The organism is Streptomyces sp. NBC_01788, assembly GCF_035917575.1.
Lineage (GTDB): Bacteria > Actinomycetota > Actinomycetes > Streptomycetales > Streptomycetaceae > Streptomyces.
Genome location: NZ_CP109090.1, coordinates 3288938 through 3311053, shown reverse-complemented (window position 1 = coordinate 3311053; position 22116 = coordinate 3288938). Strand labels below are relative to the sequence as shown.

Below are 22116 nucleotides of genomic sequence, written 5' to 3'. Positions count from 1 at the left end.
GCGGCGTGGTTGACACGACATCTCTGACCAAGGCAGTGGATCACTTCGCCGACCGCCTCAGGGCGGCGCCGCAGAGCCGGCTCCAACGGGCCGGCGCGGCGGAGGCACTGGCGCTGGCCAGGGAGTTCGCCCGGCGGGCCCAGCTCGCCGAATGCCCCGGGTGCGAGCCGCGGGAGATGCCGGACGCCGGGATGTTCGCCGCCGCGGACCAGGTCACGGTCGCCGGACACGACCTGGCGCTCGTACTGAAGAGCGACGCCGAGGTCGAGGAGGCCGTCAGTCTGGTCCAGGAGGCACTGAAACGCGCCGGGGTCTGAGAGAAGGACAGACTCGGGGCCGACGTGCTCGTTACAGCGACGCGATGACCCGGTCGGCCAGGATGTAGACCTGCTCCGTGCCGCAGGTGAAGGTGAGCGTGTAGGCGCCCGAGACGCCGGAGCCGCCGAGCAGCACCGGGGTCTCGCCCGCGCGCAGGGCGTCGGCCAGGCGTTCCGCGGTCTCGCGGTGGCCGGGGGTCATGCACAGGGTCGTACCGTCGGCGAAGACGTAGACGTCGAGGGTGCCCAGCGGGCCCGGGCGGACGTCGGCGAGTTCCACGCCGGACTCGGCCAGGTCCTCCAGCGTGGCGAGCGTCTGCTCGTGGTCGCCCCCGATGGGCGAGGCGTGCGGGGTGAAGTCCGGGTGCGAGGGGTGCCGGCGGCGGGCCGCGGCCAGTTCGGAGGACTCCCCGGAGGCGCCGCCCTGGGCGCAGTCCTTGCCGGAGAGCTCGTCGGCCTCCGGGCCGGGCTCGGTCACCGGCTCCAGGTGTTCGAGGCCGGTCAGATCGGCCTGCCGGGGCAGGAACAGCTCGCTGTCGGGCAGTCCCAGCAGGGAGGGCGCGTCGGCGGCGTCCCTGGCCTCCTGCGCGGCCCAGAAGGCGCGCGCCTCGGCCAGCTCCCGCTCCCGCTCCTCGGCGAGCGCCTCCACCACGGCGGCACGTATCTGCTCCGTGTCCGCGTGACCGCGGGCGGCGGGCAGCAGTGCGCGCGCGGTGGCCGCGTGGTTCTGCGCGAGCTGCGTGTGCAGGGCCGCGACCTGGCGGCGCAGCACCCACAAGGTGCGCAGTACAGCGACGCCCACGGCGCCGGTGGCGGCCGTGGTGAGCAGCAAGGCGATGGGCATGGCGCTCACTGACGTACTCCCGGGTTCAAGGTCGACCCCCGACTTCCTACATCAGCTTGAAGGGTGGACTATCCAAGTGTCAGTGCGTAATGTCACGAAACGGACAGAATTATGGCCTGATGCAGCCCCAGAGCCCTCCGGGGTGAAGCGCTGACCTGCGTAAACCTCTCCGCCAAGGGAGATAGGTCACATCCTGAATGAGATTGGATCACAAAGCGGCCCGGAACCAAGGCGTTTCTTGGATTCCGGGCCGTTCGGTCACTGCCGGTGGTAAAGCGGCCACTGACGGTCTCTCATGTGGCCCTGGTGGCGCGGTGGATCAGCTGAGGCGTTCGACCACCATCGCCATGCCCTGACCGCCGCCGACGCACATCGTCTCCAGTCCGAACTGCTTGTCGTGGAACTGGAGGGAGTTGACGAGTGTTCCGGTGATGCGCGCGCCGGTCATGCCGAAGGGGTGGCCCACGGCGATCGCGCCGCCGTTGACGTTCAGCCGGTCCAGGTCGATGCCGAGGTCGCGGTAGGACGGGATCACCTGGGCGGCGAAGGCCTCGTTGATCTCGACCAGGTCGATGTCGCCCACGGTCAGCCCGGCCCGCTTCAGGGCCTGCCGGGACGCCTCGACCGGACCGAGTCCCATGATCTCCGGGGACAGGGCCGAGACACCGGTGGAGACGATCCGCGCGAGCGGGGTGAGGCCCAGCTCGCGGGCCTTGGTGTCGGACATGATGACGACCGCGGCGGCACCGTCGTTGAGCGGGCAGCAGTTGCCGGCGGTGACCAGGCCGTCCGGGCGGAAGACGGGCTTGAGGCCGGCCACGCCCTCCATGGTCACGCCGGGGCGCGGGCCGTCGTCCTTGCCGATCACCGTGCCGTCGGGCAGCGTCACCGGGGTGATCTCCCGCTCCCAGAACCCGTTCTTGAGGGCCTCCTCGGCGAGGTTCTGCGAACGCACGCCGAACTCGTCCATCTCCTGGCGGGTGACGCCCTTGAGGCGGGCCAGGTTCTCCGCGGTCTGGCCCATCGCGATGTAGGCGTCCGGGACCAGGCCGTCCTCGCGCGGGTCGTGCCAGGACGAGCCGCCCTGCTCGGCCCTGGCCGCGGTGCGGGCCTCCGCCTCGGCGAAGACCGGGTTGTGCGTGTCCGGCAGGCTGTCGGAGTTGCCCTTGGTGAACCGGGAGACCATCTCGACGCCGGCCGAGACGAAGACGTCGCCCTCGCCGGCCCTGATCGCGTGCAGGGCCATCCGGGAGGTCTGGAGCGAGGAGGAGCAGTAGCGGGTGATGGTGCAGCCGGGCAGGTGGTCCATGCCCATCTGCACGGCGACGATCCGGCCGAGGTTGTTGCCCTGCTCGCCGCCGGGCAGGCCACAGCCGAGCATCAGGTCGTCGATGTCCCGGGGATCCAGCTCGGGGATCTTCGCGAGCGCCGCCTGGACGATCGTGGCGGTGAGGTCGTCCGGGCGCAGGTCCTTGAGGGAGCCCTTGAAGGCGCGGCCGATGGGGGAGCGGGCAGTCGAGACGATGACGGCTTCGGGCATCACGACTCCATGTCGGTAGGGCGGCGCGCCGCGCTCGTGGAGGGCGATGGTCGGGGCGACCGGGCGGCCGTGTGGTCGATTGCGGGCGGCTGCTTGGAAGTTACCCGTACGTACGGCCAGGGTCACTCCCGCCGGGGTGTGACCCTGACCGCAATTTTCTAAGCGCTTGCTTTCCCTGTTCGGCCGGGTTCGGTCTCAGACCGCCCGGAGACCGCCCCCGGACTCGTCCCAGCCCGTCGGGGTGAGGGGCTCCTCGGACGGCCCGGAAGAGGCCGGGTCGGGCTCGGGGACCCGGCGCCGCCGGCGCCGCTTGAGCAGGGCCCAGGGCCCACGCGGGCCGGTCGGCAGGGCCGCCGTGACCTCCGTGCCCGCCTGCGACGCGGCCTCGGCCGCCGCGCGGGCCACCGGCAGGAAGCCCTCGCTGCGGAAGACGTCCGGACGCTCCTCCTCGGCCGGCCACAGGCCCAGCGCCGCGCACACCGTCGGCAGCACCGCCATCGCCGCCGTCGCGTACCCCTCCGCCGAGGGGTGGTAGTTGTCCGGACCGAACAGCTCCCGCGGGTTCGCCGCGAACTCCGGACCCAGCAGGTCGCCCAGCGACACGGTCCGGCCCCCCTGCTCCACCGCCCCGATCGTCTGCGCCGCCGCCAACTGGCGCGAGGCCCGCCGGGCCAGCCACCGCAGCGGCTGCTGCACCGGCTCGATCGTGCCGAAGTCCGGGCAGGTGCCCACGACGACCTCCGCGCCCGCCGTGCGCAGCCGCCGCACCGCCGCCGACAGATGGCGCACCGAGCGCGTCGGCGGCATCCGGTGGGTCACGTCGTTCGCGCCGACCATGATCACGCAGATGTCCGGCACCCGCTCCGGATCGCCGAGCACCAGCGCCACCTGGCGGTCCAGGTCGTCCGACCGGGCACCGGGCAGCGCCACGTTGCGCATCCGCACCGGGTGTTCCGCCACCGCCGCCAGACCGGACGCCAGCAGCGCGCCCGGCGTCTGCCCGGCCCGGTGCACCCCCTGCCCCGCGGCCGTGGAGTCGCCGAGCATGACCAGGCTCAGCGGCGGCTCGCCGGGAGTGTCGTAGGCGCGGCCGTACAGGCCGTCCGCGACCGGCACGTGGTTGTCCGTGCCGTTGCCCACGTGACGCTTGGCCATCTGCACCTCGGCCAGCAGCAGGCCGACGGCCGCGGCACCGACCAGGCCGAGTCCGCCGCCGCCGTACGCGGCGCCGGCCGCGATCCGCCGGGCCACTCTCGCCCTCGACATGTTCGTCATGCCAGCCGACACCTCCTCGTAGCCGTACATCCACTCCTTGCCCCGTACGGACCGTTGTCCAATCTCGACGGGGAGTGAACGCCCACCCCCGGGCTGTCCCCCTGGCCTTAGGCTGGCGGCACACCACGACCACATCTTTTGCAGCAACCGGAGACAACGGTGCAATTCCACGACTCGATGATCAGCCTCGTCGGCAACACCCCGCTGGTTCGGCTCAACAACGTCACCAAGGGGATCAAGGCGACCGTCCTGGCGAAGGTCGAGTACTTCAACCCCGGCGGCTCCGTGAAGGACCGCATCGCCCTGCGCATGATCGAGGCGGCCGAGCAGAGCGGGGAACTCAAGCCCGGTGGCACGATCGTCGAGCCGACCAGTGGGAACACCGGCGTGGGACTGGCCATCGTGGCCCAGCAGAAGGGCTACAAGTGCATCTTCGTGTGCCCGGACAAGGTCTCCACGGACAAGATCAACGTGCTGCGCGCGTACGGCGCCGAAGTGGTCGTGTGCCCGACGGCCGTCGCGCCGGAGCACCCGGACTCCTACTACAACGTCTCCGACCGGCTGGTCCGTGAGACCCCCGGAGCCTGGAAGCCCGACCAGTACTCGAACCCGAACAACCCCCTGTCGCACTACCACTCCACCGGTCCCGAGCTGTGGGAGCAGACCGAGGGCAGGATCACGCACTTCGTGGCCGGCGTCGGAACCGGCGGCACCATCTCCGGCACCGGGCGCTACCTGAAGGAAGCCAGCGGCGGCAAGGTCAAGGTCATCGGTGCCGACCCGGAGGGCTCGGTGTACTCCGGCGGCTCCGGCCGGCCCTACCTCGTCGAGGGCGTCGGTGAGGACTTCTGGCCGACCGCCTACGACCAGGGCGTGGCCGACGAGATCGTCGCCGTCTCCGACAAGGACTCCTTCCAGATGACCCGCCGCCTCGCCAAGGAGGAGGGCCTGCTGGTCGGCGGCTCCTGCGGCATGGCCGTCGTCGGGGCGCTGCGGGTGGCCGAGCGGCTCGGCCCGGACGACGTCGTGGTGGTCCTGCTGCCGGACAGCGGGCGCGGGTACCTGTCGAAGATCTTCAACGACGAGTGGATGGCCGACTACGGCTTCCTGGAGGACGAGGGCCCGAGCGCCCGCGTCGCCGACGTGCTGAGCGACAAGGAGGGCGGCTCCATCCCGTCCCTGGTCCACATGCACCCGGACGAGACCGTCGGCGAGGCGATCGAGGTGCTGCGCGAGTACGGCGTCTCGCAGATGCCGATCGTGAAGCCGGGCGCCGGTCACCCGGACGTCATGGCGGCCGAGGTGGTCGGCTCGGTGGTCGAGCGGGAGCTGCTGGACGCGCTGTTCACCAAGCGGGCTGCGCTGGAGGACCCGCTGGAGAAGCACATGTCGGCCCCGCTGCCGCAGGTCGGTTCCGGCGAGCCGGTCGCCGACCTGATGTCCGTGCTGGGCTCGGCGGACGCGGCGATCGTGCTGGTGGAGGGCAAGCCGACCGGCGTCGTCAGCCGTCAGGACCTGCTCTCCTTCCTGGCCAAGGGCGGAAAGCACTGACGCACCGGCGTCGCGGCCGATGTGCCGGCGCGCGGGCGGGGAACACGCGGTGACCCGCGGCTGAGAGGCAGTCGCGGAAACGGTACGTGCGTGTCACGTGCACGCAGCACCCGCTTAACACGCGTCCGGCACATTGGTGGGCGTCGGAAGGGGCGGGGACCGCCTCCCGGGCGCGGGGCGCCCGGGGGAGGCCGTCTGCCCCGGCCGGCGCCGTGCGGCGTCGCGGACCTCCGGAGCGGCTCCCGGACCTCCATGGACGCCACGGACGCGAAGTCCCGGTCCTGACCCGGCTCGCGTCCCCCGCGGGGACCGCCGTCGTCCCGCCCCCCGTTCCGCGGGGGTGCGGCGGTCCCCGCGCATACGCTTCGGCCCCGCGCGGTCATCCGCGCGGTCAGCCATGGACGGCAGGGGCCGCGGGAGCCGAACGGCCGCGGGTCTCGTCCCCCGCGCGGCCGCTCAGTCCTTCCAGGTGTCGTCCTCCGCGCGGTCGCGGCGGCGGGCGGTGAACAGGCCCGGGGTGGTGCGGGCGGCCTGGACGGCGTTGACGCCGACGATCCCGACCCAGGCGACGACGAGGCCGGGCAGGTGCGCGACCGCCCCGCCGATCGCGGACAGCGGCACCGCCAGCACCAGCGAGACGATGCCGAAGCCGAAGCGCTCGCCCCAGGAGTCGGTGGCCTTCGGCGCGCGGGAGCCCCGCGCCGCCGTCATCTGCTGCTCGGCGAACTGCCGGCGCATCCGGCGCTCGACGGCCCCGTCGATGCGCTGGTCGACCTTCTCCAGAAACGAGTCGACCAGCGCCGACTCGTACTCCTCGCCCAGCTCCCTGCGGGCCTGCAGGGAGGCGTCGAGGTCCTTCTTCAGGTCCGTGTCCCGCCCGTCCATTCCGCTCATGCGGACCAGGCTAGGGAGCCGGGCCGCCCACCGCACTGGGGATAGCCCCCCGGTCGGGACGGGGGCGGGCCGCCGTCGGCGTCGCCGGGGCTGCGGCCGGCGACACCGACGGGGCCCGCTCACACTAAGCGCGCGAACTGTCACGTTCTGAGCATTTATGGCCGAGTTTAATCATACTTGGCATTTCTCTTGCCCTGGCTGTATGGCCTCATGCAGAGTTCTTGGTGTCTGAATAGAAACTGGTCGGGGAGATACCCTCCCGGGGCGTCGACGACATCTGGAGGGGGAGCACGTCATGAGCGTGACCGACAGCCCTGCCGCACGGCTGCAGGCGCTCTTCGAGGGGCACCGGCTCACACCGACCCAGCGGCGCATCGCGCACAGCATGGTGCGCAGGGCCGCCGACGTGCCCTTCCTGTCCAGCGTCGAGCTGGCCGAACTCGCCGGGGTCAGCCAGCCGTCGGTGACCCGCTTCGCGGTCGCCCTGGGCTTCGACGGCTACCCGGCGCTGCGCCGGCACCTGCGCGAGGTCGCGCCCGCCGAACCGGTGGCCCAGCCGGCCTCGTACAACGAGTACCAGCAGGCGGTCGAGGCCGAGATCGAGAACCTCAGGCACCTGGCGGAGGCGCTGGCCGATCCCCGGCCGGTGCGCAGGGCGGGACAGGTGCTGGCCGCCTCACGCCCGCTGCCGGTCCTCGGCCTGCGGGCCGCCGCCGCCCAGGCCTACGGCTTCGCGTACTTCGCCGCCAAGGTCCACCCGGACGTACGGCTGCTCGACGAGGGCGGCACGATGATTGAGGACCGCATCGACGGCGCCGTACGGGCGGGCGCCTCGGCGCTGCTGTGCTTCGCGCTGCCACGCCACCCGCGGGAGGTGGTGGACACCCTCGCCCACGCCAAGGAGGCGGGGCTGACCGTCGTCACGGTCGCGGACTCGGCCTTCGCGCCGGTCGCCAAGCACACCGACCTGCTGCTGCCCGCCGCCGTGGGCACCGGCCTCGCCTTCGACACCGCCTGTGCGCCGATGCTGCTCGGCCGGGTGCTCCTGGAGGCGATGTGCGACGACCTGCCCGACGCGCAGGCCCGCCTGGAGGAGTTCGACGGGAAGGCCGCGGCGCGGGGGCTCTTCGTGGAGTGACACCTCGTGACGCCCGGGGCCCGGGTGCTCTCGGAGGTGCTCTCAGACTCGTCTCACCAACGCTCGCTAGCCTGCCCGCCCGAACGAGGGTGCCGGGACGACGAGGAGGCAGGGCATGGCGCGGGCTGGTCGCACAGGTCGGGGAGGTCAGGGCCTGGCCCGGGTGGCCGTCGTGGTGCGGGCCGGAGCCGCGCCGCTGTGGTGGCTCGGGGTGTTCGCGGCGGGGATCGGCGTACTGGTGCCGGGGCTGACCGGGCGCCGGATCGGTGTCCTGGCGGGGGCCGCGCTGTTCCTGGTGGCGGCGGCGGTCGTGGCCTGCGCCCGGCGCCGACGCTACAGGGCCCTGGCCAGGGGCGCCTCCCGGGCCGGACGCCACGACGTGCTCCAGGACCGGGCGGTGAGCGTGCGCGTCTGGCGCCGGGGGCACCGCTGGTGGCTCGCGCCGGCCTTCCTGGCCGCGCTGGGCGGCTCCTTCGTCCTGCCCGCGGCCGGCGGCCTGCTGCTGGCCGGCGCCGGGGTGGGCCTGTGGCTCAAGGCCGGCCGGCTCGGGCGGCTGGAGCGGGCCGAGGACACGCTGCTGTGGGTGCGCGTCGACTGGCTGGGCAAGCGGGGCGGGCGCCCCGCGGGCCGGACGGTGCGGGGCTACCGCGGTACCGGCCTCGCGGCGGGCGACGCGGCCCCGGGCGGAGCACGCCGCCGCACCGCGGCGCTCGGCTAGGGTCTTTCGTTTGGATCAGGCCGGATCAGCGAGCCCGGCATGATCCAAACGAGAGGCCCTAGGGCAGATCCTGCGGGTCCAACCCCGGCGGGCAGGGGTCAGACCTCCAGCTCCTCCTCGATTCTCCTCAGCTGGTGGCGGGCCATCGCCAGGTTGGCCCGCTTGGCGTCCAGGACGAGGTAGAGGAACAGTCCGTTCCCGCCGCGCCCACTGATCAGACGGATCAGGTGGTACTGGTCGCTCAGCGTGATCAGGATGTCCTCGATCTGCGCCTTGAGGCCGAGATGTTCCATCGTGCGCATCTTGGCCCGTACGACGTCGGTGTTGCCCGCGGCGGCGACGTTCAGGTCGAAGCTCTTGCTGCCGCCCATCGTGCCCAGCGCCATGCCGCTGGTGTAGTCGACGAGCGCGACGGCCGTCGCTCCCTCGATGGAGGCGAGCGCTTCCTTCAGACAGGTCTCGGTATTGGCCATGGCCGGGGTCTCCTTGTTCTGTCAGCTTTCGGTGGTGGTGTGCGCGTTGGTGGCGGTGGTGCGCAGCGCGCGGGTGGTTCTGGTTCGTGCGGTGCCGGTCCTGGTGGCCGGTTTCACCGTCTTCTCGGGCGTCCTGTCGGGAGCCTTGGCCGCCTCGGCGTCGACCAGTTCCCCGATGCGTGCGCCCGCCCGGCGGCCCTCCAGGTGCAGACGGCCGACGTTGACGCGGTCCTCCGCGAGCAGGGTCAGCACCGCGGTGCGGCCCGCCGCGTAGGTCGCGACATAGCCGTGGACGCCCCGCACGAGCAGTTCGCGCAGATCGCCCTGGCCGGTCACGTCCGCCATGCGCACGGCGACGCCGAGCGAGGTAGCGGTGAGCGCGGCCAAGCTCTCCGGCTCCACGCCGGGGGTGTCGTGGGCCAGTACAAGGCCGTCGACACTGGCGGCGAGGGCGCCGGTGAGCTGGGGTACCCGGGCTCTGAGCCGACGCAGCTCGTCCAGGATCTCGGGCTCGGCTGCTGCCATCCGGTGTCTCCTCTCAAAGGGCCTCCAGCGCATCCCTGAGCCTCTTCAGCAGCGTGATGTGGGGGTCGGTGGTGTACGCCAGCCGGTCGGCGAGCGTGGGGGTCTGTCCGGCGCCGTCCGGTACGGGCGCCTCCTTCGGTGCGACGGCCGGCGCGACGAGCCCGGCGGCCGCCAGACGGCGTACGTCCACCAGGGTGTGGAAGGCCTGCCGGCCCAGTTCCCTGGCCAGATCCGTGGCCGTGCGGGTGCCGTCGATCCGCTCCAGGAGCGTCTGCTGGCGGGGCGTCACTCCCGGTGCCGCGGTGGTGGGCGTCCGCACCAGCGGGGCGCTGTCCGGCCCGGCGTCGGGCCAGACGCGGTGCAGCAGCTCGCGGCGGCGCAGGATCTCGCGCTCCAGGGCGGCCAACGGGACCGGCAGGACGGGGCCGAGCGGGTGGGCGATGCCGTAGCGGAACCGGCCCGGGGTGCTGCTCGGGGCGAGCGCGAAGTAGGCGGCGTCGTGGAGCGCGCCCAGATGGCACAGCTCCAGTGCGCCCTCGGTCAGATGGCCGCCGGCCAGCAGCAGGTGCGCGGCGCCGTGCCGGTCGTCGGCCCGGGTCACCGCGTCCCGCCATGCCTCGGCCGTCAGCGTGCCGTGGGCGGTGAGCAGAAGGTCGAGGCCGGGGCTCAGAGGGCTCTCGGCGTGCGCCACCCGGCCCTCGTCGAGGTAGAGCGTGCCGTGCTCGCGGACCAGGACGCCGGTCGCCCGCTCGGCGGCGAGCCGGGTCAGCATCGGCGAGAGGCCGCCCCAGGCCCGGTCCTCGTCGGCCGGCTTGCTGCGCACCGGCAGCTGGGGCGGGAGCGGGATGTCGACCACGGTCATCCCAGCACCAGCCGCTCGGCCATCTCGCCCAGGCGTATGCGGGCCAGGGCGAGGTTGCCTTCGGCGCGGGTCAGCCACAGGTGCAGGAACACGCTGCTGTCGAAGGACGTGTCCACGAACCGCAGCAGGTGGTAGCTGTCGCGGTTGCTGACGATCAGGTCCTCCACCGGGGGACGCTCGCCGTCGGGGTCCTCGGCGGCGGCGAAGGCGCCGTGCTCGGCGGCCAGCCGGGCCAGTTCGGCGGCCTCCGCCGCGGTGGTCTCGTGGTCGCCGCCCGGGGGCTCCCCGACGGTGCCCAGGGCAAGCCCGCTCGTCCAGTCGACCAGCGCGGCGCCTCTGGCACCGGGCAGCCGCATGGCTTCCAGTAGGCACTCGTCGATTCCGGGCACCGTTGTTCCTCTCCCACCGGGGGTTCGGCTGAGTGATGCCGAGGCTACGCACGGTGCGCGCCGGTGGTGAGGGTTACGGGCATTTTCCGGTGGAACATGCGACCGAGCGGCTAATGTGGGTCGACTGAACCGGATTTCGGGCGGGTCGCGCCGTATCCGCGGTGCGTCTCAAGGCCTTTGACGTGCCACGGCGCCGTGGACGCACACGTGCCTCAGCGCCCTGGACGCGCCTCGCCTCACAGTCCAGGACGTGCCGCGAGGCCTTCGGCGTTCCTCAGGCGCGCCCGGGTGTGCCCAAGGTGGTGAGGGCCGACGCGTGCGCCCCTCCGGACTCGGCCACGATCTCCTCGACCGGCTGCGGCTCGCGCACGAGGGCGAAGGCGACGCCTCCGGAACCGTCCGGGACGTAGCCGTGGACCCCGGGCCGGGGCAGGGAGTTGTAGGCGTAGTGGTGGGCGAAGTAGTAGGCCCCGGTGTCCAGCGCCGCCACATGGTCGCCCGGTTCGAGCAGGGCGAGCGCGCGGGCCTCGGCGAGCAGGTCGCCCGCGAAGCAGGCGGGCCCGGCCACGTCCTGCACCACCTCGGGTCCCGGCTTGGGCCGCCCCTTCGCGTCGTACGCGGCCAGGCGCAGCGGCCAGGCATCCGGCACGTAGACGGTGCGCGTCGCGACCTGCACGCCCGCGTGGGTCACGGCGACCGGCCGCCCCCCGGCGCTCTTGGTGTACTCCACCCGCGCCACCGTCGTGCCCTGCTTGGCCAGCAGTGACCGCCCGAACTCGGTCACCAGCCCGTACCGCCCCTCGCACAGCCCCGGCACCACCTCGCGCAGCAGCCGCGCGTAGTGCGCGTACGTCGGCGCGGTCGCCTCGGAGCCGAAGTTCACCGGCAGCCCGCCGCCGATGTCGAGGGTGTCGATCTGCCGCCGTCCCGCGCGCGCGTTGATCTCCTCGGCGAGCTCGTACGTCCGCGCCACGCCCTGCGCCATCAGGGACAGCGGGATGCCCTGGGACCCGGTGTGGGCGTGCAGCCGGGTCAGCCACGGACGGTCGAGATACGCCCGCACGACCCACTCGCGGGCGCCCTCGTCGCGCAGCGCCACCCCGAACTTCGAGGTCGCCGTGGCCGTCGACAGCGCCTCGATGGCACCCCCGCCGACCTGCGGGTTCACCCGTATCCCCAGCGGTGAGCGAGGGGTGGCGGAGCCCACGAGGGCGTCGATGCGGGCCAGCTCCTGGGGGTTGTCCGCGTTGACGGCGATGCCCAGTTCCAGCGCCTCGCGCAGCTCGGCCGGCGTCTTCGCCGGGGAGTCCAGGACGGTACGGGCGGGCGGCACCCCGGCCGCCCGCGCCAGCGCCAGTTCCCCCGGGCTCGCCACCTCGGCGCCGACGCCCTCCTCGTGCAGCAGCCGCAGGACGGGCACGAGCGGGGTCGCCTTGACCGCGAAGGCGTGCAGCACCGGGGTTCCCGGTGCCAGCACCGCCTCGAACGCCGCCCGGAGCGCCGCCGCGGACTCCCGGATGCCGACCACGTCGAGCAGACCCACGACGGGGGAGCCGGGGCCGAGCAGCCCCTGCGCCACCGCGGCCCGCACCGCCCGGTCCCGCCGCACGGCCCGCTCGCGGTCCGCCTCGGCGAGGCTCCGGTCCATGCCCTCGTTCACGCCCTCGTCGATGTCGTCGTTGATGTTCTCGGCCATGCCGTGCCCCCGGTCCCGTCGGTGTGCCTCCAGGTCCTGCCTTCCTGACCTGGAGCCGGGCAAACATCCGCCCAGGCCGCGCGCGCCGGACGGCGCGCACGTATTGACTAGTTCTATTCATCAAGCCAGGATGTGAATAGACGCAGTAATAATCCCGGGAGCACCCATCAGGAGGCAGACCATGTCAGGACCCCGCCCCGTACGAGCGCCGCGCGGTACGGAACTGAGCGCCCTGGGATGGCAGCAGGAAGCCGCCCTGCGGATGCTCCAGAACAACCTCGACCCCGAGGTCGCCGAGCACCCCGACAAGCTCGTCGTCTACGGCGGCACCGGCAAGGCCGCCCGCGACTGGCGCTCCTTCGACGCCATGGTCCGCACACTGCGGACCCTCAAGGCCGACGAGACCATGCTCGTCCAGTCCGGCCGCCCGGTCGGCGTCATGCAGACCCACGAGTGGGCCCCGCGCGTGCTGCTGGCCAACTCCAACCTCGTCGGCGACTGGGCCAACTGGGAGGAGTTCCGCCGCCTGGAGACCCTCGGTCTGACCATGTACGGCCAGATGACCGCCGGGTCCTGGATCTACATCGGCACCCAGGGCATCCTCCAGGGCACCTACGAGACCTTCGCCGCCGTCGCCGCGAAGAAGTTCGGCGGCACGCTCGCCGGGACCATCACCCTGACCGCCGGCCTCGGCGGCATGGGCGGCGCCCAGCCCCTCGCCGTCACCATGAACGACGGCGTGGCCATCTGCGTCGACTGCGACCCGCGCGCCATCGAGCGGCGCATCGAGCACCGCTACCTCGACGTGAAGGCCGACTCCCTGGAGCACGCCCTCCACCTGGCCGTGGAGGCGCGCGACCAGCGCAAGCCCCTGTCCATCGGCGTGCTCGGCAACGCCGCCGAACTCGTCCCGCAGCTCCTCGCGATGGGCGCGCCCATCGACATCGTCACCGACCAGACCTCCGCCCACGACCCGCTGGCCTACCTGCCGCTGGGCACCGACTTCGACGACATGGCCGACGCAGCCGCCAAGGACCCGGCCGGCTTCACCACCCGGGCCCGCGAGTCCATGGCCCGGCACGTCGAGGCCATGGTCGGCTTCATGGACGCCGGCGCCGAGGTCTTCGACTACGGCAACTCGATCCGCGGCGAGGCCCAACTCGCCGGGTACGAGCGGGCGTTCGCCTTCCCCGGATTCGTCCCCGCCTACATCCGGCCGCTGTTCTGCGAGGGCAAGGGCCCGTTCCGCTGGGCCGCGCTGTCCGGTGAGGCGTCCGACATCGCCAAGACCGACAAGGCGATCCTGGAGCTGTTCCCCGAGAACGAGTCCCTGGCGCGCTGGATCAAGCTGGCCGGCGAGCGCGTCCACTTCCAGGGCCTGCCCGCCCGCATCTGCTGGCTCGGCTACGGCGAGCGTGACAAGGCGGGCGAGCGGTTCAACGACATGGTCGCGAGCGGTGAGCTCCAGGCGCCGATCGTGATCGGCCGGGACCACCTCGACTGCGGCTCCGTCGCCTCCCCGTACCGGGAGACCGAGGCCATGCTCGACGGCTCCGACGCGATCGCCGACTGGCCCCTGCTGAACGCGATGGTGAACGTGGCCTCGGGCGCGTCCTGGGTGTCGATCCACCACGGCGGCGGCGTCGGCATGGGACGGTCCATCCACGCCGGACAGGTGACGGTCGCCGACGGCACCGCGCTCGCCGGGGAGAAGATCCGCCGGGTGCTCACCAACGACCCCGGCATGGGCGTGATCCGGCACGTGGACGCCGGGTACGACATCGCGGAGTCGGTGGCCGGCGAACGCGGGGTGCGCGTGCCCATGCGCGAGGGCGAGGAGGCGTGACGCGGCAGCCCGCCGACCCGGACGAGGCCCGTCCGGCCGTGGCACGGACCCCGGCGCCCGCCGCGGGCGACTCCTTCCACACGATGTGGCGGGAACTGCTCCCCATCGGGCGCCACCCCGGGTCCGGCGGTTACCGGCGCTTCGCCTGGACCGCGGCCGACGCCGAGTGCCGGGCCTGGTTCCGGCAGCAGGCCGAGGACCGCGGCCTGGCCTACGAGGTCGACCGCAACGGCAACCAGTGGGCCTGGCTCGGCGACCCCGAGGCCGGGGACGCCGTGGTCACCGGGTCGCACCTCGACTCCGTGCCCGACGGCGGGGCCTTCGACGGGCCGCTGGGCGTCGTGTCCTCCTTCGCCGCCCTCGACGAACTGCGCGGCAGGAACGCGCGGTTCACCAAGCCGCTCGCCCTCGTCAACTTCGGTGACGAGGAGGGCGCCCGGTTCGGGCTTGCCTGCACCGGCTCGCGGCTGACCGCCGGGCACCTCACCGTCGAGCAGGCGCACCGGCTCACCGACGCCGACGGGGTCACACTGCCCAGGGCCATGGAGGCCGCCGGGTACGACCCCGACGCCCTCGGACCCGACCCGGAGCGGCTCGCGCGCATCGGCGCCTTCGTCGAACTGCACGTCGAGCAGGGTCGGGCCCTCGACCTGACCGGCGACGCCGTCGGTGTGGCCAGTGCCATCTGGCCGCACGGGCGGTGGCGGTTCGACTTCCGGGGCGAGGCCAACCACGCGGGCACCACCCGGCTCGTCGACCGGCGCGACCCGATGCTGCCGTACGCCGAGACCGTGCTCGCGGCCCGGCGCGAGGCCGCGCTCGCGGGCGCCGTCGCCACCTTCGGCAAGATCGCCGTCGAGCCGAACGGCGTCAACGCGATCCCGTCCCTGGTCCGCGGCTGGCTCGACTCCCGCGCCGCCGACCAGACGACCCTGGACACCGTGGTCACCGGCGTCGAGAAGGCGGCCCGCGAGTACGCCGCCGCTCACGGCGTCGACCTGGACGTGGTCCGCGAGTCCTTCACCCCCGTCGTCGAGTTCGACCACGCCCTGCGCGACGAACTCGCCCGCCTCCTGGGCGCCGGCACCGAGCTGAAGGTGCCGGTGCTCGGCACGGGCGCCGGACACGACGCCGGAATCCTGTCCGGGACCGTCCCGACCGCCATGCTGTTCGTGCGCAACCCCACCGGTGTCTCGCACTCCCCGGCCGAATCCGCGGCCGAGGACGACTGCGTGGCCGGGGTGCGCGCGCTCGCCGACGTACTGGAAGGGCTGGCCTGCACGTGACCCCCACCGAGCAGACGCGGACGTACTGGCTGGAGCAGGCCTGGCTCGGCACCCTCCCCCAAGCTCTCGACGGCGATCGAGCAGGGGGGACCCCCATCGAGCCGGGCGTGGCGCTCGACGTGCGCGGCGGCCGCGTCGCGGCCGTCCGCACGGGCGTGCCCGTCCCGCCGCCGGGCGCCGAGGTGCTGCGGGGCCTCACGATCCCGGGACTCGCCAACGCGCACAGCCACGCCTTCCACCGGGCCCTGCGCGGCACCGTCCAGGTCGGCTCGGGGACCTTCTGGACCTGGCGCGAGGTCATGTACTCCACCGCCGACCGGCTCACTCCCGAGACGTACCACGCGCTGGCCCGCGCGGTGTACGCCGAGATGGCGCTGGCCGGCATCACGGCCGTCGGCGAGTTCCACTACGTCCACCACGCGCCGGGAGGCACCCGGTACGCCGACCCGAACGCGATGGGCGAGGCCCTGATCGCGGCCGCCGCCGAAGCCGGGATCCGCATCACCCTCCTCGACACCTGTTACCTGTCCTCCGGGTTCGGGCAGTCGCCCGACAAACACCAGCTCCGCTTCTCCGACGGGACGGCCGAGGCCTGGGCCGAACGCTGTTCAGTTCTCAAGGAACACGATCACGCGCGGATCGGTGCCGCCGTGCACTCCGTACGGGCCGTGCCGGCGCGGGAGCTGGAGACGGTGGCGCAGTGGGCCGAGGAGCGGCGGGCCCCGCTCCATGTGCACCTGTCGGAGCAGACCGCCGAGAACGACGCCTGCCAGGCCGCCCACGGCTGCACCCCGGCCCGGCTGCTGGCCGACCACGGCGTCCTCGGCCCGCGCACGACCGGCGTGCACAACACCCACCTGACCGACGAGGACATCGCCCTGCTCGGCGGATCCGGCACCGGCACCTGCATGTGCCCGACCACCGAGCGGGACCTGGCCGACGGCATCGGACCCGCCGTCGCCCTCCAGCGCGCCGGCTCCCCGCTCTCCCTGGGCTCCGACAGCCACGCCGTCATCGACCTGCTCGAAGAGGCCCGAGCGATGGAACTGAACGAGCGGCTGCGCACCCGCACCCGCGGCCACTGGACGGCCGCGTCCCTGCTGCGGGCCGCCACCGCCGACGGGCACGCCGCCCTCGGCTGGTCCGACGCGGGCAGCCTCACCCCCGGCGCCCACGCCGACTTCACGACGCTCGCGCTGGACTCGGTCAGGACAGCGGGGACGCTGCCCAGGCTCGGCGCCGAGACGGCCGTATTCGCGGCGACCGCCGCCGACGTACGCCATACGGTCGTGGCCGGCCGGCACGTCGTGCGGGACGGCGCCCACACCCTCGTACCGGATGTGCCGTCGGCGCTGGCAGGCGCCGTCGAGGCACTGCGCGGCTGAATCCCCCCGTCACCCCTGAGGACACCATGAGCAGCACCGTCATCACCAATATCGCCACGCTGGTCACCAACGACCCCTCCCTCGGTGACGGATCCCCCCTCGGACTGATCCGGGACGCGGCCGTCGTCATCGACGGCGACCACGTCGCGTGGACCGGTGAATCCAGCAAAGCACCCGCCACTGACAACCGGGTCGACGCCGGCGGCCGGGCGGTGATCCCCGGCTTCGTCGACTCCCACTCCCACCTGGTCTTCGCGGGCGACCGCACCGAGGAGTTCAACGCCCGCATGTCCGGCCGGGCCTACAGCGCCGGCGGCATCCGCACCACGGTCGCCGCCACCCGCGCCGCCACCGACGCGGAGCTGGAGGCCAACCTCACCCGCTACCTCGCCGAGGCCCTGCGCCAGGGCACGACCACGTTCGAGACCAAGTCCGGCTACGGCCTCACCGTCGCCGACGAGGCCCGCGCCCTGCGCATCGCCGCCGCGCACACCGACGAGGTCACCTACCTCGGCGCCCACATCGTCTCCCCTGACCACGCCGGGGACCCGGCGGCGTACGTCGCCCTGGTCACCGGGGAGATGCTGGACGCCTGCGCCCCGCACGCCCGCTGGATCGACGTCTTCTGCGAGAAGGGCGCCTTCGACGGCGACCAGGCCCGGGAGATCCTCACCGCGGGCATGGCCAAGGGCCTGCTCCCGCGCATCCACGCCAACCAGCTCAGCCACGGCCCCGGCGTCCAGCTCGCCGTCGAGCTCGACGCGGCCAGCGCCGACCACTGCACGCATCTGACCGACGCGGACGTGGACGCGCTGGCGAACGGGAACACGGTCGCCACGCTCCTGCCCGGCGCCGAGTTCTCCACCCGCGCCCAGTGGCCCGACGCCCGCCGCCTCCTCGACGCGGGTGTCACGGTCGCCCTGTCCACCGACTGCAACCCGGGCTCGTCCTTCACGTCCTCGGTGCCCTTCTGCGTCGCGCTCGCCGTACGCGACATGGGCATGACCCCGGACGAGGCGGTCTGGGCGGCGACGGCGGGCGGTGCGAGGGCCCTGCGCCGCGACGACGTCGGCCGTCTGTCCCCGGGCGCCCGCGCCGACCTCGCCGTCCTGGACGCGCCCAGCCATGTGCACCTGGCCTACCGGCCGGGCGTCCCGCTGGTCACCGAGGTCTGGCGGCGCGGCGTGCGGGAGGCCTGAGCAGGACCGACAGGACCGCACAGGGCGGCGGTGAAGCGCCGGCCGCGGCCGCCTGGGCCGTCGGCCGGCGCTTCACCGCCGCCCCGTCACCCGGTCACTCCTCGAGTGTCAGGCCCTTGCGCAGTTGGCCGAGTGTGCGGGACAGCAGCCGGGAGACGTGCATCTGCGAGATGCCCAGTTCGTCGCCGATCTCCGACTGGGTCATGTTGGCGACGAATCGCAGGGACAGGATCTTCCGGTCCCGGGAGGGCAGTTGCGCGATCAACGGCTTCAGCGCCTCCACGAACTCGATGCCTTCGAGACCGTGGTCCTCGTAGCCGATGCGGTCCGCGAGGGCGCCCTCGGAGTCGTCCTCCTCGGGCTGGGCGTCCAGCGACGAGGCGGTGTAGGCGTTGGAGGCGGCCATGCCTTCCACCACCTCGTCGTTGGACAGACCGAGGTGCTCGGCGAGTTCGGCGACCGTGGGGGCGCGGTCGAGCCGCTGGGCCAGTTCGTCACCGGCCTTGGCGAGGTCCAGCCGCAGTTCCTGGAGCCGGCGCGGGACGCGTACGGACCAGGAGGTGTCGCGGAAGAAGCGCTTGATCTCACCGATGATGGTGGGCATCGCGAACGTGGGGAACTCCACGCCCCGGGACAGCTCGAACCGGTCGATCGCCTTGATCAGGCCGATGGTGCCGACCTGGATGATGTCCTCCATCGGCTCGCTGCGGGAGCGGAAGCGGGAGGCGGCGAACTTGACGAGCGCGAGGTTGAGCTCGACGAGCGTGTTGCGGACGTACGAGTAGGCGTGAGTGCCTTCCTCGAGGGACTCCAGCCGCTCGAAGAGGGCCTTGGACAGGGCCCGGGCGTCGTCGGGGGCCACTTCGTCGTACGGAGGGATGTCCGGAAGTCCGGCCAGTGCGTCGGCCTGGTCGGCCCGCTCGGCGCGTACGTCGGGAAACTCGATGGGATCCAGGTGCTCCGTGGGGGATGCCGACGTCGCCATCCGGGTATGCGAGGCGTCGAGCCGGGGTGACATGATGTCCTCCATCGTTCTCGGCATATGGCTGCCGAAGCCAATTCGTGCACTGCGGTGTGCGGCGCCTCCAAAGCCGGCCGTGTCGGGTGCGGGTCCCTACTAGCCCTACCCGCTTTACCAACACCGCCGCAAGTTCCTTGTGTGGGGCTATGTCCGGTTGTGTGTGGTTGTTCGGGTGTCGGAGCGGTGAGGGAAGGCGTAGGGTTCGAGGGCGTCAGTCAGCAGCCAAGACCCCGGGAGAGAGACGGCATGGACCGCGGGACGGTCGGCAGCGCACAGTCGGGCCGGCTTCTGGTGGAGGTGCGGCAAGAGGGCTCCAGTGCCGTCGTGACGCCGGCGGGTGAGCTCGATCACCACACGGCCGACCTGCTGCGCGAGCCGCTCGAGGGGTGTCTCGACAAGGGGCGCTCGCGTCTGGTGGTGGACTGTTCACGTCTGGAGTTCTGTGACTCCACGGGGTTGAACGTCCTGCTGGGCGCGCGGCTGAAGGCGGAGGCGGCCGGAGGGGGCGTGCATCTGGCCGGGATGCTGCCGGTGGTGGCCCGCGTCTTCGAGATCACAGGGGCGGATGCGGTCTTCACCGTGCACGACTCCCTGGAGGACGCGCTGGCCGACGAGGCCGGCTGAGCCGGCCCCGGGACTCTCGACGTGCCCCTTTCGTGTTCCGCGCCCGGCGTACGCCGGGCGCCCGCACGGCGGGCCGAAAACGGGGGTGTTCCCCCCGATCGGTCGGGCAGGAGACAACCTGAGTGGATCGGCGGCCCTCGCGAGCCGGCTACCGGCATTCGGCGAATGAACGGACGTACCGGCGTGTACGTGAAGTGACTGGTGACTTTTGAATCGTGAACTGGTGAATCGGTGAGGTGAAGCGCTGATGAGCACCACCCGGCCTTACTCGCCGGGCGACCGCGGCCCGGAGCCCAGCGGCGCTTCCGGGGCGTCCGAGGGGGACGCGCCGGCGGGCGCGGTACCCCCAGGGGGTGCGACCGCCGTGCCGGCGGCCCCGTCCGGAAGTCGCCAGATCCGCAGGCTGAGCTTCGACGGCGAGAGCGGCGTCGTGCCGCTCGCCCGCGACTTCACCCGCCAGGCGTTGTACGCGTGGGGCTGGCTGCCCGCCGCGACCGCCGACCAGCGGGCCGCCGCCGAGGACGTCCTCCTCGTCGTCTCCGAACTGGTCACCAACGCCTGCCTGCACGCCGAGGGCCCCGACCAGCTGGAGATCACCTGCGACAACAAGGTGATCCGCCTCGAGGTCTCCGACCGCGGCACCGGACAGCCCGCCCCGCGCACCCCGCACCGCGCCGGACGCCCCGGCGGCCACGGCATGTTCATCGTCCAGCGGCTGTGCCTGGACTGGGGCGTCGTCCGCGCCCCCGGCGTCACCGGCAAGAGAGTGTGGGCCGAGCTGGGCGCACCCGCCTGAAAGACCGGCAACGCGAAAGGGCCGCCCCTCACGGGGCGGCCCTTTCGCGTTGCCGCAGGGGGACGTCAGTGGACGTCGCCCATCAGGGACTTCACCTTCCGGCGGTACATGTACACCGCGACACCGGCGAGGGCGGCGAGGGCCGCCTCCAGTGCGACCGCGCCCGTCCCACTGAGGTCGACCCCGGCCACGGCCGGGTTGGACAGCAGGCTGGTGATGGAGTCGCCCGCGGTGACCGCGAGGAACCACACGCCCATCATCTGGCTGGCGTACTTGGCCGGCGCCATCTTGGTCGTCACCGACAGGCCGACCGGGGAGAGGCACAGCTCACCGACGGTCTGGATCAGATAGATGCCGACCAGCCACATCGGGCTGACCATGGTGTCGCCGCCGGCCATGCCCAGCGGCAGCAGGAAGAAGAAGAACGAGACGCCGATGAAGAACAGGGCGGCCGAGAACTTCGCGACCGTGCTCGGCTCCTTGCCCTTGCGGTTCAGCCACAGCCAGAACCAGGCGAAGACCGGGGCCAGCGCCATGATGAACACGGGGTTCAGCGACTGGTACCAGGAGGAGGGGAAGCCGAAGCCGAGCAGCGAGGAGGAGGTCTTGGTCTCACCGAACGCCTGGACCGTCGAACCGCCCTGGTCGTAGATCATCCAGAAGGCGGCGGCCGCGACGAAGAACCAGATGTAGCCGGTCATCCTGGACTGCTCGGCGCCCGTCAGCTCCTTGTCGCGCTTGATGCGCAGCAGGACGCCGGCCGGGATGACCAGACCGATGACGGTGAGCGGGATCATCGCCCAGTTCAGGGTGAAGTGGCCGGTGAAGCCGACGATGCCGTAGAAGACGGCGGCGACGGCCAGCCAGGTCAGGCCCTTGCGCAGCCAGGATGCACGCTCGGCGGCGGCCAGCGGCTTCGGCACGACGCTGCTCTGCGGGCTCAGGTTCCGGGTGCCGATGAGGAAGGCCGCGAGGCCGATCGCCATGCCCACGGCGGCGAGGCCGAAGCCCAGGTGCCAGCTGACCTGCTGACCGACGGTGCCGATGATCAGCGGCGCGAAGAAGGCACCCATGTTGATGCCCATGTAGAAGATCGTGAAGCCACCGTCGCGGCGCGGGTCGTCCGGGCCGTTGTAGAGGTGGCCGACCATGGTGGAGATGTTGGCCTTCAGCAGGCCGGAGCCGAGCGCGACCAGCGCGAGACCGGCGAAGAAGGACGCCTGGCCACCGGGCAGCGCCAGGACCGCGTGGCCCGCCATGATCGTGATCGCGGCGATCGCCACCGTCTTGCGCGGACCCCAGACGCGGTCGCCCAGCCACCCGCCGGGCATGGCGAGCAGGTACACCATCGACAGATAGACGGAGTAGATGGCGGTGGTGGTGGCCAGATCCATGCCGAGCCCACCGCTCATGCTCCCCTTCTTGGCGTCGGGGCCGCCGGAGAGCAGGTACACGACGAGAAGGGCGCGCATGCCGTAGAAGCTGAAGCGCTCCCACATCTCGGTCATGAAGAGGGTGGCCAGGCCGCGGGGGTGGCCGAAGAAGGTCTTCTCGGAACCGGGGGTGCCCGGATGGACCGAGTCCTTCGTCAGGCTGGACGCCATGGTCGTTCCTTGCTGGTCGGGACGCGCCGCCCTCGGCGGTTGTGCGCCCGGTGGGGGTGGCCGGCACCGGCAGGCCCGAGGTCCACCCCACGCCCAGGGGGAGTCCGCTCCGGATCGCGAAGCGGGGGACGAC

General features: G+C 72.4%; 21 protein-coding genes. 10 read left to right on the top strand and 11 right to left on the bottom strand.

What is annotated here, in order from left to right; all coding sequences use genetic code 11:
• Positions 1 to 5 precede the first annotated feature (5 nt).
• On the top strand, positions 6 to 317 hold the full coding sequence (locus tag OIE49_RS15065; protein ID WP_199836778.1) for a hypothetical protein: 312 nt from the start codon (positions 6 to 8) through the stop codon (positions 315 to 317).
• Positions 318 to 348: 31 nt separating this feature from the next.
• On the opposite strand, the gene OIE49_RS15060 is transcribed toward OIE49_RS15065, so the two are convergent.
• The 3 genes from OIE49_RS15060 to OIE49_RS15050 all read right to left on the bottom strand — a co-directional run bounded on the left by OIE49_RS15060 (position 349) and on the right by OIE49_RS15050 (position 3976).
• Positions 349 to 1170 (bottom strand): hypothetical protein, encoded by an 822-nt coding sequence (locus OIE49_RS15060; RefSeq protein WP_326802762.1) that lies wholly within the window; start codon positions 1168 to 1170, stop codon positions 349 to 351.
• A 310-nt stretch (positions 1171 to 1480) separates the two neighbouring features.
• A complete protein-coding gene (locus OIE49_RS15055) occupies positions 1481 to 2701 on the bottom strand; it encodes an acetyl-CoA C-acetyltransferase (protein WP_326802761.1) in 1221 nt (406 codons plus the stop codon).
• A gap of 195 nt (positions 2702 to 2896) precedes the next feature.
• Positions 2897 to 3976 (bottom strand): SGNH/GDSL hydrolase family protein, encoded by a 1080-nt coding sequence (locus OIE49_RS15050; RefSeq protein WP_326802760.1) that lies wholly within the window; start codon positions 3974 to 3976, stop codon positions 2897 to 2899.
• 159 nt (positions 3977 to 4135) lie between these two features.
• On the opposite strand from OIE49_RS15050, the gene OIE49_RS15045 reads away from it, so the two are divergent.
• Positions 4136 to 5527 (top strand): cystathionine beta-synthase, encoded by a 1392-nt coding sequence (locus tag OIE49_RS15045; protein WP_326802759.1) that lies wholly within the window; start codon positions 4136 to 4138, stop codon positions 5525 to 5527.
• Positions 5528 to 5983: 456 nt separating this feature from the next.
• Here OIE49_RS15045 and OIE49_RS15040 read toward each other — a convergent pair whose 3' ends face one another.
• Positions 5984 to 6421, bottom strand: coding sequence for a hypothetical protein (locus OIE49_RS15040; protein ID WP_326802758.1), 438 nt, complete (start codon positions 6419 to 6421; stop codon positions 5984 to 5986).
• A 295-nt stretch (positions 6422 to 6716) separates the two neighbouring features.
• Between OIE49_RS15040 and OIE49_RS15035 the strand changes: the two genes are divergently transcribed.
• Positions 6717 to 7559 carry a MurR/RpiR family transcriptional regulator gene (locus OIE49_RS15035; RefSeq protein ID WP_100571017.1) on the top strand — a complete coding sequence of 281 codons (843 nt, stop codon included), beginning with the start codon at positions 6717 to 6719 and terminating at the stop codon, positions 7557 to 7559.
• 115 nt (positions 7560 to 7674) lie between these two features.
• Positions 7675 to 8277: a hypothetical protein gene (locus OIE49_RS15030; RefSeq protein ID WP_326802757.1), complete on the top strand. Its 603-nt coding sequence runs from the start codon at positions 7675 to 7677 to the stop codon at positions 8275 to 8277.
• A gap of 98 nt (positions 8278 to 8375) precedes the next feature.
• Here OIE49_RS15030 and OIE49_RS15025 read toward each other — a convergent pair whose 3' ends face one another.
• From OIE49_RS15025 to OIE49_RS15005, 5 genes are all read right to left on the bottom strand, one after another.
• The gene (locus OIE49_RS15025; RefSeq protein ID WP_100571015.1) at positions 8376 to 8750 is read right to left on the bottom strand and encodes a hypothetical protein; all 375 of its coding nucleotides are present in this window, start codon (positions 8748 to 8750) and stop codon (positions 8376 to 8378) included.
• Between the two features lie 21 nt (positions 8751 to 8771).
• Positions 8772 to 9275, bottom strand: coding sequence for a roadblock/LC7 domain-containing protein (locus OIE49_RS15020; protein ID WP_100571014.1), 504 nt, complete (start codon positions 9273 to 9275; stop codon positions 8772 to 8774).
• Between the two features lie 13 nt (positions 9276 to 9288).
• Positions 9289 to 10137 (bottom strand): transcriptional regulator, encoded by an 849-nt coding sequence (locus tag OIE49_RS15015; RefSeq protein WP_326802756.1) that lies wholly within the window; start codon positions 10135 to 10137, stop codon positions 9289 to 9291.
• Positions 10134 to 10526, bottom strand: a complete 393-nt coding sequence (locus OIE49_RS15010) for a hypothetical protein (RefSeq protein ID WP_100571012.1) — start codon at positions 10524 to 10526, stop codon at positions 10134 to 10136. The genes OIE49_RS15015 and OIE49_RS15010 overlap by 4 nt, the downstream gene beginning before the upstream one ends.
• A 274-nt stretch (positions 10527 to 10800) precedes the next feature.
• Positions 10801 to 12174 (bottom strand): diaminopimelate decarboxylase, encoded by a 1374-nt coding sequence (locus OIE49_RS15005; protein WP_326806236.1) that lies wholly within the window; start codon positions 12172 to 12174, stop codon positions 10801 to 10803.
• A gap of 229 nt (positions 12175 to 12403) precedes the next feature.
• On the opposite strand from OIE49_RS15005, the gene hutU reads away from it, so the two are divergent.
• The 4 genes from hutU (at position 12404) to hutI (ending at position 17938) form a co-directional block, all read left to right on the top strand.
• The gene (gene hutU, locus OIE49_RS15000) at positions 12404 to 14068 is read left to right on the top strand and encodes a urocanate hydratase (RefSeq protein ID WP_100571011.1); all 1665 of its coding nucleotides are present in this window, start codon (positions 12404 to 12406) and stop codon (positions 14066 to 14068) included.
• A gap of 83 nt (positions 14069 to 14151) precedes the next feature.
• Entirely contained in the window at positions 14152 to 15354 is a 1203-nt protein-coding gene (locus tag OIE49_RS14995; protein ID WP_326806235.1) for an allantoate amidohydrolase, read from the top strand.
• The gene (locus tag OIE49_RS14990) at positions 15351 to 16739 is read left to right on the top strand and encodes a formimidoylglutamate deiminase (protein ID WP_326802755.1); all 1389 of its coding nucleotides are present in this window, start codon (positions 15351 to 15353) and stop codon (positions 16737 to 16739) included. Before OIE49_RS14995 ends, OIE49_RS14990 begins: the two co-directional genes overlap by 4 nt.
• Before the next feature lie 26 nt (positions 16740 to 16765).
• Positions 16766 to 17938, top strand: a complete 1173-nt coding sequence (hutI, locus tag OIE49_RS14985) for an imidazolonepropionase (RefSeq protein WP_326802754.1) — start codon at positions 16766 to 16768, stop codon at positions 17936 to 17938.
• 94 nt (positions 17939 to 18032) lie between these two features.
• Here hutI and OIE49_RS14980 read toward each other — a convergent pair whose 3' ends face one another.
• Positions 18033 to 18968, bottom strand: coding sequence for an RNA polymerase sigma factor SigF (locus tag OIE49_RS14980; RefSeq protein WP_199836776.1), 936 nt, complete (start codon positions 18966 to 18968; stop codon positions 18033 to 18035).
• A gap of 237 nt (positions 18969 to 19205) precedes the next feature.
• Between OIE49_RS14980 and OIE49_RS14975 the strand changes: the two genes are divergently transcribed.
• Positions 19206 to 19583, top strand: a complete 378-nt coding sequence (locus tag OIE49_RS14975; RefSeq protein ID WP_326802753.1) for an STAS domain-containing protein — start codon at positions 19206 to 19208, stop codon at positions 19581 to 19583.
• Positions 19584 to 19830: 247 nt separating this feature from the next.
• Positions 19831 to 20379: an ATP-binding protein gene (locus OIE49_RS14970; RefSeq protein WP_326802752.1), complete on the top strand. Its 549-nt coding sequence runs from the start codon at positions 19831 to 19833 to the stop codon at positions 20377 to 20379.
• A 65-nt stretch (positions 20380 to 20444) separates the two neighbouring features.
• Here the strand turns inward: OIE49_RS14970 and OIE49_RS14965 are convergent, their stop codons facing one another.
• Complete coding sequence (locus tag OIE49_RS14965; RefSeq protein WP_326802751.1) at positions 20445 to 21983, bottom strand: peptide MFS transporter; 1539 nt, start codon at positions 21981 to 21983, stop codon at positions 20445 to 20447.
• Positions 21984 to 22116: the final 133 nt, after the last annotated feature.

Excerpts from the sequence above, each read along its gene's own strand:
- OIE49_RS15055 (WP_326802761.1), bottom strand. The coding sequence starts at position 2,701 with ATGCCCGAAGCCGTCATCGTCTCGACTGCCCGCTCCCCCATCGGCCGC.
- OIE49_RS15050 (WP_326802760.1), bottom strand. The coding sequence starts at position 3,976 with ATGACGAACATGTCGAGGGCGAGAGTGGCCCGGCGGATCGCGGCCGGC.
- OIE49_RS15040 (WP_326802758.1), bottom strand. The coding sequence starts at position 6,421 with ATGAGCGGAATGGACGGGCGGGACACGGACCTGAAGAAGGACCTCGAC.
- OIE49_RS15035 (WP_100571017.1), top strand. The coding sequence starts at position 6,717 with ATGAGCGTGACCGACAGCCCTGCCGCACGGCTGCAGGCGCTCTTCGAG.
- OIE49_RS15030 (WP_326802757.1), top strand. The coding sequence starts at position 7,675 with ATGGCGCGGGCTGGTCGCACAGGTCGGGGAGGTCAGGGCCTGGCCCGG.
- OIE49_RS15025 (WP_100571015.1), bottom strand. The coding sequence starts at position 8,750 with ATGGCCAATACCGAGACCTGTCTGAAGGAAGCGCTCGCCTCCATCGAG.
- OIE49_RS15020 (WP_100571014.1), bottom strand. The coding sequence starts at position 9,275 with ATGGCAGCAGCCGAGCCCGAGATCCTGGACGAGCTGCGTCGGCTCAGA.
- OIE49_RS15015 (WP_326802756.1), bottom strand. The coding sequence starts at position 10,137 with ATGACCGTGGTCGACATCCCGCTCCCGCCCCAGCTGCCGGTGCGCAGC.
- OIE49_RS15005 (WP_326806236.1), bottom strand. The coding sequence starts at position 12,174 with ATGGACCGGAGCCTCGCCGAGGCGGACCGCGAGCGGGCCGTGCGGCGG.
- hutU (WP_100571011.1), top strand. The coding sequence starts at position 12,404 with ATGTCAGGACCCCGCCCCGTACGAGCGCCGCGCGGTACGGAACTGAGC.
- OIE49_RS14995 (WP_326806235.1), top strand. The coding sequence starts at position 14,152 with ATGTGGCGGGAACTGCTCCCCATCGGGCGCCACCCCGGGTCCGGCGGT.
- hutI (WP_326802754.1), top strand. The coding sequence starts at position 16,766 with ATGAGCAGCACCGTCATCACCAATATCGCCACGCTGGTCACCAACGAC.
- OIE49_RS14980 (WP_199836776.1), bottom strand. The coding sequence starts at position 18,968 with ATGGAGGACATCATGTCACCCCGGCTCGACGCCTCGCATACCCGGATG.
- OIE49_RS14975 (WP_326802753.1), top strand. The coding sequence starts at position 19,206 with ATGGACCGCGGGACGGTCGGCAGCGCACAGTCGGGCCGGCTTCTGGTG.
- OIE49_RS14970 (WP_326802752.1), top strand. The coding sequence starts at position 19,831 with ATGAGCACCACCCGGCCTTACTCGCCGGGCGACCGCGGCCCGGAGCCC.
- OIE49_RS14965 (WP_326802751.1), bottom strand. The coding sequence starts at position 21,983 with ATGGCGTCCAGCCTGACGAAGGACTCGGTCCATCCGGGCACCCCCGGT.